15 protein-coding genes are annotated in these 11,228 nt (G+C 39.9%); all 15 read right to left on the bottom strand.

All coding sequences use genetic code 11. The features are described 5' to 3' along the window. Positions 1-59: 59 nt before the first annotated feature. Entirely contained in the window at positions 60-479 is a 420-nt protein-coding gene (locus G529_RS0110810; protein ID WP_026915539.1) for a hypothetical protein, read from the bottom strand. Beyond that, a complete protein-coding gene (locus G529_RS0110805) occupies positions 479-892 on the bottom strand; it encodes a hypothetical protein (protein ID WP_157514615.1) in 414 nt (137 codons plus the stop codon). Before G529_RS0110805 ends, G529_RS0110810 begins: the two co-directional genes overlap by 1 nt. A 16-nt stretch (positions 893-908) precedes the next feature. Next, positions 909-2,261: a 30S ribosomal protein S12 methylthiotransferase RimO gene (gene rimO / locus G529_RS0110800; RefSeq protein ID WP_026915537.1), complete on the bottom strand. Its 1,353-nt coding sequence runs from the start codon at positions 2,259-2,261 to the stop codon at positions 909-911. Between the two features lie 190 nt (positions 2,262-2,451). Further along, positions 2,452-2,739 carry a hypothetical protein gene (locus G529_RS15755; protein WP_051201414.1) on the bottom strand — a complete coding sequence of 96 codons (288 nt, stop codon included), beginning with the start codon at positions 2,737-2,739 and terminating at the stop codon, positions 2,452-2,454. Next, on the bottom strand, positions 2,732-4,366 hold the full coding sequence (locus G529_RS0110790) for an amidase family protein (RefSeq protein WP_026915536.1): 1,635 nt from the start codon (positions 4,364-4,366) through the stop codon (positions 2,732-2,734). The genes G529_RS15755 and G529_RS0110790 overlap by 8 nt, the downstream gene beginning before the upstream one ends. Further along, entirely contained in the window at positions 4,366-5,319 is a 954-nt protein-coding gene (ftsY, locus tag G529_RS0110785; protein ID WP_026915535.1) for a signal recognition particle-docking protein FtsY, read from the bottom strand. The genes G529_RS0110790 and ftsY overlap by 1 nt, the downstream gene beginning before the upstream one ends. Positions 5,320-5,457: 138 nt before the next feature. Further along, entirely contained in the window at positions 5,458-5,607 is a 150-nt protein-coding gene (locus G529_RS16425) for a DUF4295 domain-containing protein (protein WP_084509775.1), read from the bottom strand. Between the two features lie 7 nt (positions 5,608-5,614). Continuing rightward, positions 5,615-5,797, bottom strand: a complete 183-nt coding sequence (gene rpmG / locus G529_RS0110775) for a 50S ribosomal protein L33 (RefSeq protein ID WP_013070733.1) — start codon at positions 5,795-5,797, stop codon at positions 5,615-5,617. Positions 5,798-5,826: 29 nt separating this feature from the next. Next, on the bottom strand, positions 5,827-6,066 hold the full coding sequence (gene rpmB / locus G529_RS0110770) for a 50S ribosomal protein L28 (RefSeq protein ID WP_026915534.1): 240 nt from the start codon (positions 6,064-6,066) through the stop codon (positions 5,827-5,829). 228 nt (positions 6,067-6,294) lie between these two features. Further along, positions 6,295-7,554, bottom strand: a complete 1,260-nt coding sequence (locus G529_RS0110765) for a competence/damage-inducible protein A (protein WP_026915533.1) — start codon at positions 7,552-7,554, stop codon at positions 6,295-6,297. Continuing rightward, positions 7,551-7,892 (bottom strand): Hpt domain-containing protein, encoded by a 342-nt coding sequence (locus G529_RS0110760; protein ID WP_026915532.1) that lies wholly within the window; start codon positions 7,890-7,892, stop codon positions 7,551-7,553. Before G529_RS0110760 ends, G529_RS0110765 begins: the two co-directional genes overlap by 4 nt. A 5-nt stretch (positions 7,893-7,897) precedes the next feature. After that, positions 7,898-8,512, bottom strand: coding sequence for a fumarylacetoacetate hydrolase family protein (locus G529_RS0110755; RefSeq protein WP_026915531.1), 615 nt, complete (start codon positions 8,510-8,512; stop codon positions 7,898-7,900). A gap of 1 nt (position 8,513) precedes the next feature. Next, entirely contained in the window at positions 8,514-9,395 is an 882-nt protein-coding gene (locus tag G529_RS0110750) for a carboxypeptidase-like regulatory domain-containing protein (protein ID WP_026915530.1), read from the bottom strand. A gap of 1 nt (position 9,396) precedes the next feature. Further along, a complete protein-coding gene (locus tag G529_RS0110745) occupies positions 9,397-10,347 on the bottom strand; it encodes a carboxypeptidase-like regulatory domain-containing protein (protein WP_026915529.1) in 951 nt (316 codons plus the stop codon). Continuing rightward, positions 10,348-11,124: a 3'-5' exonuclease gene (locus G529_RS0110740; protein WP_026915528.1), complete on the bottom strand. Its 777-nt coding sequence runs from the start codon at positions 11,122-11,124 to the stop codon at positions 10,348-10,350. It abuts the gene before it with no gap. Positions 11,125-11,228 lie beyond the last annotated feature (104 nt).

The raw sequence follows: 11,228 nt of genomic DNA, 5'->3' as shown, positions 1-11,228 counted from the left end.
ACCCAAAATTCAGCCTGGCAATACCAAATGAGGAAGTGCCCAAATTGTTTAGAAACGGACTAGTCTTTATTAAACCTTTCTTTAAGTCGGGCGATATCTTCTTCAGAATAACCTTTAAGTGACGCCATGGTGCCCTGGGCATTTTGAGCTTTGATAATAAAATTGTTCTTTGTAACTGTAGTGTTGATCAGGCTACTGATCTTGTAAGAATGAAACTTTCCGAAATTTTGCTGGTAATTTAGAACAGTATCATTCCACTCTATATATTCACCTTTTTTCTGTCCATAACGGTGGTTCTGATAGAAATAAAGCAAGCCAATGATGAGATATCCAAAACTCATAAAATAATTGAAAGTACTGTCTTCCTCTGATAATATTTGCGAAAGCAGGTAGAATGTGCTCATCAATATCCAGAAAACACCAAATAATACAAACTGATTTCGTCTGAAGAAACTTAGTTTTCTGGTGATACGATGCATTAAGCGGAGTGTTTTAGATTGGCGAATTCAGGGTAGGCAGATCTCAGTTTGGCAATATCGGTTTGTGAAAATTCTCTAATTTCGAAATAAACACCATCTGCAGCACCAGATTTGATGAGCAGGTTTTCTTCACTAATGATAAAATCATCTACCGCCGTCCATGAATATGATTTCTTTCCATTAATCTGGTCCTGTAGCACGATCTTCTTACTGTTCCATTTAATAAACTCCTTTCTATGTTCTCTTCGGAAATATCCTATACCAGCAGCCACGATACCTATAATCAGGTATGATAGATAAAAGGCATCACCTATAATGAAATAGGCAATAACACCCATCAGGACATAGAAACCGCCAAGTACATATGGCATGTTTCCTCTAAGAAAATGCGGACTTTTCTCTATTCTATTCAAAATAAGGTGGTTTTGATTAAACCGTACGAATCTTAAGTTCTTTGCGAACAGGCTTGTTGGTTTTTACGTTGATAGGTTTCGCGTACAGGTCAAAGTCGGCAGCATCGGTTATTTCAACATCGTAAAAATCACCTGTTTTTAGATACACTGAAGTAGCATCGATCAATACCTCGTTATCGACATCTGGAGAATCTGCCTCGGTCCTTCCTACGAAATAATTTCCTTCTTTTCGGTCTATGATCACCTTGAAAACCTTGCCGATCTTTTGCTGGTTCAATTCCCAGGAGATTTGAGATTGAATTTCCATGATCTCATTCGCACGTTCCTGCTTTACTTCCTGTGGCACATCATCTACCAGATTAAAGGCGTGCGTATTTTCCTCATGAGAATAAGTAAAACAACCAAGTCTTTCAAAACGCATTTCCTGAACCCATTCCTTCAATTCCTGGAAGTTTGCTTCAGTTTCACCGGGATAACCAACAATAAGTGTAGTTCTTATGGCCATTTCCGGTAGAGTTGCTCTGAACTTTTTAAGCAAATTAGTGGTTTTTTCATGAGTGGTTCCACGTCGCATGGACTTCAGAAGATCATCATTAATATGCTGTAAAGGAATGTCAAGATAATTGCAAACCTTCGGCTCTCTTTTCATCACCTCCAGAACATCCATTGGGAAACCAGTTGGAAAAGCATAATGCAATCGAATCCACTCAATACCTTCTACCTTTACAAGGTTTTCCAGCAATTCAGCCAGATTTCTTTTCTTATATAAATCAAGACCGTAATACGTAAGATCCTGTGCAATTAGAATAAGTTCTTTTACGCCATTAGCGGCCAGTTTCTCTGCCTCTATCACCAGGTTTTCGATTGGAGTCGACTTATGCCCGCCACGCATTAATGGAATAGCGCAAAATGAACATGGCCTGTCACAACCTTCAGCAATCTTGAGATATGCGTAATTTTTTGGCGTAGTTGTTAGACGCTCACCTATCAGTTCATGCTTATAATCGGCTTCCAGAGCTGATAGTAATCCTGGCAGTTCAGTAGTTCCAAAATACTGGTCCACATCTGGAATTTCCTTCTGAAGATCTGGCTTGTAACGTTCACTTAAACAACCAGTTACAAATACCTTATCTACAGCACCTTCCTGCTTTTTCTCAACAAATTCCAGAATTGTATTAACTGATTGTTCCTTCGCGTTATCAATAAAACCACAGGTATTGATCACCACGATATTACCCTCGCCTTCATGAACCACATCTTTATCATTCGCCTGCAGCTGCCCCATCAAAACTTCTGAATCATACACGTTCTTGCTACAACCCAGAGTTACTACATTAATCCTATTCTTTTTAAGCGATTTCGTCCTCATAATATATTGCTTTCTAAATGCTTAAGATTGGTGAATCCTAAAATCTAAGCGGGTGCAAAGATAAGGTGTAAAATTTATACACCTAATTTTAAGCTGAATAAACTAAATGGAATTCATTCAGGCTTCCATAGGTCGCACATACGCGACTAAACTTTCTGAATTGATACAAACAGGAAAGGAAATGTAAAAATTAGTTGGAAAAATGCTCCTTGAGCTGAAGCATCCACTCCACTTCGTAATAGCGAACGATGCTTATCAAAATTACCCCTGCAATTACGTACAGCCAGTTATATTTATTATACTTGACCATGAAACCTCCTACTATACCAAAGATTAAATACGGTAGTGCCAGAATCAAATTTGGTATGACCCATGCTCCCTGAAACATCGAAATAACTTTCATCACTACAAAAAAGATGCTATAAAAAAAGATGATTTTAGATATCAGGACCAGGTATCTGTCTGCTTTTTCACTCATTATAATCCTTTGGTGTTTTTCTACGTTTCGAAGTCTTTTCGAAGGCGAATGCGAATTCCAGCAATTGCTTCTCGGTAAAAGGCTTACTAATAAAGGTTAGACCCATAGGTTGATTTTCTTTAGTGTAGCCCATAGGAACCGTTATGGCAGGATATTGCGCAACTGCCGCATAGCCAGCGTGGTAATTGTTGATAGAAATGATCGCATCCAGTTGATGCTCTTCCATTGGTTTGCTCAGAAATCGCGTACCGTTGATTTTTAAAGTATCCTTGATCGCTGCAAATTCTTCAGTACTGGCTGAATCTTTTAAGATTCCCAGAAACAAAGCTTGTCCGTAAGGAGCTCTTTTTACTGAATCTAAAGCATTATAGTCCACCACATCCTGAACGTCCTGGAAATCAACGTCTCCTCCATACTTCTGAAAATATTCCGGAAGATCTTTTTGCATGTCCAGGTTCAGCAATCTCAGGAAATTTGGAAGATCAATTTCCTCTGCATCATATTCAATGATGGTTGCACCAGCTTTTTTAAGATCGGCTACTGCTCGCGTATACAAAGAATCTGACTGTAAACTTTTGATCACACCAAATCGTTTTCCTTTGAGACTTGAATTTTTTAGATTCTTATAGAGATTGGAAGGTTGTTGAGCTGCGGAAGAAGCAGGATCCTCTGAATCGACACCGGTCATCGCAGAAAGCAGGATAGCGTTATCGATCACAGATCTGGTCATAGGACCAGGAGTATCTAAGGTACTTGAAATGGGTATGATCCCGCCGCGACTTAGCAAACCAATCGTTGGCTTTAATCCCACAATAGAATTTGAACTTGATGGTGATAAGATAGAACCGGAAGTTTCAGATCCTACTGCTACGGGAGCAAGATTCGCGGCTACTGCCACTCCACTTCCAGAACTTGATCCGCCGGTATCATGAATTTTTCTACCATAAGGATTCAGAGTTTGTCCTCCAACTGCCGAATATCCACTTGGACATTCCCCACAAAAGAAATAGGCCCATTCACTAAGATTCGCCTTTCCCAGAATTAGAGCACCGTTCTTCTTTAGCTGTTGTACGATAAAAGCATCTTCGGTTCGGTTATCCTTCAGGGCTTCGGCACCTGCGGTGGTAGGCATCGCCAGGGTATTGATATTATCCTTCAGCAGTACCGGAATCCCGTAAATAGGATGATTATTGGTTGATTTCTTCAATTGCTCATCTTTTTTCCGTGCTTCAGCTATAAGCTCAGGATTTAATGCGATCACCGAATTGAGAGAAAGCATGTTCTCGCGGTCATATTCCCTGATTCTGGTTAAATAAAACAGGGATAGTTCTTCATAAGTAAGTCTTCCTGAGGCGATGGATTCCTGGATTTCCGGGATAGACTTTTCGAATACCAAAGCTTTTACTTCTTCGTATACTTCGGAAGAAAACTCGTCCAGATCATTCTGAAATGGCAGCCACAAACTGTCTGCTGTAATATATTCTGAATCCAGAACTTTAAATTCCCGCTCTTCCGAAGAAACCGAAGTAGAGTCTTCAGAAGTTTGAACTGCTTCAGAATTTTTAGGATCATTTTTACAGGAAATTAGTAAAGTTCCCAGTACAAAAAGAAGAAATAGTCGTTTCATTATTTAAAGAATGAGTCTACAAATTCATATTTATTGAAAACCTGCAAATCCTCCACTCTCTCGCCTACCCCTATATATTTAACAGGAATCTGGAATTGGTCACTAATCCCAATTACCACACCACCCTTTGCGGTACCATCCAGTTTGGTCACGGCTAGTGAGGTTACTTCTGTAGCTGCGGTAAACTGTTTAGCCTGCTCGAAAGCATTTTGCCCGGTAGACCCATCTAATACAAGCATCACCTCATGAGGTGCCTCTGGAATGGTTTTTTGCATCACTCGTTTGATCTTGGTAAGCTCCTTCATCAGGTTCACTTTGTTGTGCAACCTACCGGCTGTGTCGATAAGAACCACATCTGCACCTAGCTTCACAGCACTTTGCACCGTATCAAAAGCAACGGAAGCAGGATCACTTCCCATTTTCTGCTTGATGATAGGAACATCTGTACGATCTGCCCAGATTTGTAACTGGTCTATGGCAGCGGCACGAAAAGTATCTGCTGCACCAAGTACAACCTTTTTACCTCTACTCTTGAATTGATTGGCAAGTTTGCCGATTGTGGTGGTTTTCCCAACACCATTTACACCAACCACCATAATCACATATGGCTTTTTCCCTTCAGGAAGGCTAATGTCTGAAGCTTCTCCTTTATTGGTTTCAGAAAGTAATGCTGCGATCTCTTCCCTTAAGATTTTGTTCAGCTCGTCAGTGCCAAGGTATTTATCCCGGGCTACGCGCTCTTCGATTCTATTGATGATCTTGATGGTGGTGGCAACACCCACATCACTACTAACAAGGACGTTTTCCAGATCATCCAAAACCTCTTCATCAACTTTGGTCTTTCCGGCAACTGCCTTGCTCATTTTATCAAAAAAACTGGCTTTGGATTTTTCCAGTCCCTTATCAAGGTTTTCCTTTTTCTCTTTAGAAAATATCTTTTTAAATAAACTCATTTTTTCTGGCAGGTTATTAGGTAAATGAAGGTATTAAGCTCCTTTTTTACGGCAATAAAGATACATAAAAAGAAAAAGCCGTCCAGAATAAATCCAGGACGGCTTTTTATGATTATTTAAAATCGTTTGTGAACGATATTACTTCTTCAAGAAGTCGTTAACGTCTTCCGGAGCCATGATTTGTTCTACAAAAGTGTAGGCACCGGTTTTCTCAGATTTAACCATTTTTATCGCTTTGGTTAATCTTTTAGATCCTGTTTGAATAGATGCTACTGATTTCTTTGCCATGACTCAATTATTTAATTTCTTTATGAACCGTCATTTTCTTAAGAATAGGGTTGAATTTCTTCAACTCCATTCTATCCGGTGTATTCTTCTTATTTTTTGTAGTAATATATCTTGAAGTACCTGGTTGCCCAGATGCTTTGTGCTCTGTACATTCTAGAATTACCTGAACTCTGTTACCTTTCTTTGCCATTGTGAAATATTTTTAGGTGCTGCTTGGGATTATTTCTGAAGAAACCCTTTTGCTTTAGCTTCCTTAATTACGGCAGAAATGCCTTTTTTATTGATATCTTTTAATGCAGATGTACACACTTTAAGGGTGATCCATCTGTCTTCTTCAGGAAGGAAAAAACGTTTTTTAACCAGATTCGCGTTAAATTTACGTTTAGTCTTGTTCATGGCGTGAGAAACATTATTCCCAACCATTGCTTTTTTCCCGGTAAGTTCACAAACTCTTGACATTGCTCTATACTTTTCTCGTTATTTCAAAACAGGCTGCAAATTAACGATTTTTTTACCTAACAGACAACAAAATGAAAAAAAATATTTTACGTCGAAAATATCTCTTACAAATCCCCGTTAAGTACCGTCAACAAGCCTGAGCGGTTGCAAAAATACATATTTTTAATGATAATGATCAAAGGATCAAATACCAAATTTTAAAAAATGTTTAAGATACCGGATTGAGTGTCAATCTCTAGACTGAAGTTTTAGCGCTTGTTCCAGTAAAATTTGCAGGCTTTTATTCACTGTTTTACCAATTACCTTTTCACGGTGATTACTAAACAAAAATTCGAAGGAATGGGTTTCTTGCGGAGTAGCCAGGCCTATAAATACGGTACCAACCTCTGCATCGCTGTCTCCTTTTTCAGGTCCCGCATTACCGGTGGTAGACAAGGCAAAATCTGTTTTAAACTTCTTTCTGGCGCCTTCTGCCATAGCTTTGGCAACTTCAGCGCTAACCACAGATTTCTCTTTTATCAACTGCTCCGGGACGTCGAGCAAGTCAATCTTTGACTGGGTGGCGTAACAAACCAGGCTTCCCTTAAAAGTCTTTGAGGAACCTGGCGCTTCTGTAAACCTGGACGCAAGTTGACCGCCAGTACAACTTTCAGCAGTGGATAGCGTCCAGTTATTTCTTTCAAGCAGCCTGGCAATAACAATTTCTACTGGATCATCATCTTCAAAACCATACATAATTTCTCCAATGATCTTTCGCAATTCATTGATCTGTTCCTCAATGGCGTCTTCCAGTTCCTTATGATCTGTACCTCTTGCGCTCAGCCTAAGTCTTACCCTCCCAAGATTAGGCAGATAAGCCAGCTTGATATGATCGGGTAACGCATCCTCCCAGCTTTCGATACGCTCAGCGATCGCACTTTCTCCCAATCCAAGAGTAATGACTGTCTTATGTAAAATGACTGGCCTTGAAAACTCAGATTGTATTCTAGGGATGATCTCATGCTCCATGAGTCCGCGCATTTCATAGGGAACACCAGGCATGGAAATAAAGACCTGATCTCCCTGTCTGAACCACATTCCCGCGGCGGTTCCATACTCATTATGCAGAGCAATAGCCTTAGACGGTAACATAGCCTGCTCCCGGTTAAGATCTGAAATTGGCGTATCGATATATTTCTCGAAAAGCTCCTCTATGTGCCGCAGGACTTTTTCGTTCTTTACCAGATGATCATCAAAAAATTCGCAAAGACATTTTTTGGTGATATCATCTTTGGTGGGACCTAATCCTCCCGTAATAATGATAATATCAGCCCGGGAAGAGGCCTCCTTTAAGGTCTGCAGTATATGCTCGCGATCGTCCTGTATGGAGGTGATCTGGTGAACACTTACGCCAATCTTATTTAGCTGTTTAGAAATATATACAGAATTCGTATCCACGATCTGCCCAATGAGAATCTCATCGCCAATGGTTACGATTTCAGCTTTCATCCCAGGTTAAAATCTTTTCTTAGCGCTTCTGAAGCAACTGTAACTTTTTTAGTAATGGTTTCTGCAGCTTGCGGCACTTCGTCTTTTCGTTGCCCATGTTTCGACCAGGCTTCGATAACCTTGATCTGTTCCATAAGGTTCAAGCCAAACATTTGCAGGTTTGGTTTCATTTTATGAGCATACTGGTAAGCCAGTGAAGGGTTATCATTATCAATAGCTTCATTCATCGCAGCAACGTCTGGTGGAATTTCCTCAAGAAATGTCTGGACTACTACTAACAAAAATTCTTCATCGCCGCCAGCCATTTCCTGAACGTCGTCAAGATTATAATTACTCATTTATATTATTTTACTTTGATAGAAAACATTTGTTGCTCTTCCAGGTAACCTGCTAACTGGTCGTTTGTTCCGACTTTTCCTACTCCTGCAGGTGTTCCAGTAAAGATGATATCACCAATTTTAAGGGTGAAATACGACGAAATATAAGCAATTAATTCATCAATTTTCCAAAGCATGTGTGCCGTAGTGGAAGATTGCACGATCTCGTCATTTTTTTCGAGCCTGAATTTTAGATCATCCATCGCAGGTAGATCCTTTTTGCTCAGCCATTTGTCTGAAATTACAGCTGCACCATCAAATGCCTTGGATTTCTCCCAGGGCAGTCCTTTTTCTTTTAGTTTATTCTGAAGATCTCTGGCGGTGAAATCGATTCCAAGACCCACTTCATCATAATATTTATGTGCAAATTTCTCCTGGATGTGTTTTCCTATTTTCCTGATTTTCACCAGTACCTCGACTTCATAATGAATATCATTGGAAAAATCTGGAATAAAGAATGGCTGCTTTTTTAATAATATTGAAGTATCCGGCTTCTGAAACAGAACCGGTTCCTCTGGTCTCTCATTTTTCAATTCTGAAATATGATCTGTATAATTTCTGCCTACACAAATAATTTTCATACTAATTAGTGATTATAAGGTTCATTGCCGGCACAGGCATATTTAATTTCTTCCATTCTCCCCGACTTAGATAATACACAGGATCCCTGGATTCCACTGCTTTAAAGGTGGGGCCATATCTTTTAACATCCTGGAGATCGCCATTTTCAAGAACCAGCCGGGTGGTTCCTGTATAATTCTGATCGATCTGCAATCCTTCCACTCCTATCAGGAAGCCTTCCCTGGGAATACGAATTTGTTCCTGCCTGAAATCTGTTTTAATTTTTGAGCCGGGTTTCCCCTGTAAAATGATATTATCTATGAGATCATAACCGGGCTCACCATCGCTGGTGATACTCATAATGCGAACCCGGAAAATATAATCGCGATTAATACTACCTATACCTTTAAATAGAAAAAATTCTGCGGAATTTAAATAAGCTTCCTCATTCTGAAATTTTTCAGGCTTAGCAAAATATCGCAGGAATATGCGGGCACCTTCATCATTACCGGAATTTGAAATACCCAGCTTTTGTCCAGATTTGGAAGCCTTTATTCTCAGGCGTTTTTCACCAGTGGGCACTTGCAAAACAACCTCCTTCAGCTCTTCATTGTTAGGCGAAAGATAGATCGTATCCAGTTTCTGCTTCTTGAATGTAATATCTTTGTAGTCGTAACCAACATAACCAAAACGTAACTTTTGATCTATCGCCGGTTCTCTAAGCTGAAAATAACCTTGTTCATCGCTGGTCGTTCCTATACTTGTATTTAGCACATAAATATTCGCATACACCAAAGGCTCCCTGGTCACAGAATCGGCCACCACTCCCTCGATCATCCTGGTCTGGGCATTAGAGGAGATTGTAATTATCAACAGAATGATAAGACCGTAAACCCTGTTCATACTAATCGGTGATTTTAACCTTGAATTCCGGCATTACATATTTGCCTTTCCTGTCGTTATAGGTGATGTTCCAGGTTCTGATATCCACCCATCCTCCGGGTTCGAAAAAGTATACTTTAAAATTGGATTCTTCGGGTGCGAAGACACCTTTGTACACAGGTCCATAACGTTTATTCCGGTAATCTTCTGCTACGAGCTCATTGTTGATATAGTAGTCCTTGACTTCGAAATACTGATTTTCTGTAATAAACAGGTGTTCCAAACCTATATAAAAACCTTCCTCAGGAACCTGAATTTTTCGGTCAAGTAATGCAACATCAAGCCTGTTTTTGCCTGTTGGTTTGGTGACAATGATGTCCTGAGTCATATCTTTACCGGGCAGTCCATTTTCATCCACATCGTAGAAATGTATTCGAAATTTGGGTTCTAAACCTTTTTGCTCTTCCGTAGCGTAAAAGTAGACGGTGATCTCTTCCAGAAATGCAGTTTTCTCAAACTTATCAGGTTTTGGGTAATAGCGTGCGATTGTGGAAGGATACAATGCTGCATTCATGTTTCCAATACCAACCGTTTCGTAGCGCCAGTCTGGCCTGTAAGTAAAAGACCTATTCTTATTGACAGGTACGATCATGACTTCTCCCAGACCTTCTGTAAGCGCATCCATGAGCACCAATCGCTGTGTTTCAAGATCAGAAATTTTTAGTAATTCCCTCTCGTAACCAACATGGGTAAAAATGAGCAATTCTCCTTTTAGGCTGTCTGCAATATTGAAAGCGAACATTCCCTGTTCATCTGTACTGGTTCCAAGTTTATAATCCTGAAACATGATATGAACGTAAGGCAAAGCCTTATTTGTGGTTCTGTCGATTACTCTTCCCGATATTCTGGAATTTTGTGCCAGACATTGAAAAGCAAAAAAAACGAGGATCAGAAACAGAGCAGAACCTTTCAATCAGGATAATTTTGTATTAAGTTTTCTCAATTTGATTGCAGTAAGTACTTTTTTGGTATACAAAGGAAAGTCTGCATTTTGCATCCAGCCAAAATAGCCAGGTTCATCTTCAAGCACCTGTTCTACCAGTTTACCACGGTATTTGCCAAAAGAGAATACTTCTCTTCCTTTTTTATCGAAACTTATAAATCCGGCAAAATCGGCGAATTTTTTTCGGGAGCTGAAATCTGCCAGCCATTTCATATCATTTTCAAGATCGTCATAGCGGTCCAGTTGCGATTTGAGCACTTCGTAAGTAGCCTCAGTATCGGCCTCTGCCCCGTGGGCTCCTTCCAGCTCCTTACCGCAGTAAAACTGATATGCAGCAGACAAGGTTCGCTGTTCTTTCTTATGAAATATCGTTTGAACGTCTACAGCTACGACATTTTTCATTTCAAAATCAATACCGGCGCGAAGTAATTCCTCCGCCAGTAGTGGAATATCGAATCTATTGGAATTGTAACCGGCAAGATCACATCCTTTGATTAGATCGTGTACTTTCGTCGCCAGTTGCTGAAAAGTTGGCTCATTAGCCACTTTTTCATTATCGATGCCATGAATGGCAATGACCTCCTTGGGAATTTCACATTCTGGATTTACCAGCCAGGTATAACTCTCTTTATTCCCGTTTGGGTAGACTTTAAGAACAGCCATTTCCACAATACGATCTTTGGAAATGTTGGTTCCTGTAGTTTCTAGATCAAAAAAACAAATTGGCCTGGTAAGCTTCAGCTCCATGAGAAATGTATTATTTCAGGCAAATATACTATAATTATAAGCTGTTTCTCCATCGCTCGGGGGATTTCAGAAGCACTCATGCTGTATAGAGCCAATGCATAAGT

This window comes from Christiangramia portivictoriae DSM 23547, assembly GCF_000423045.1.
Taxonomy (GTDB): Bacteria; Bacteroidota; Bacteroidia; order Flavobacteriales; family Flavobacteriaceae; genus Christiangramia; species Christiangramia portivictoriae.
This window is presented reverse-complemented; position numbering and strand designations above follow the sequence as displayed.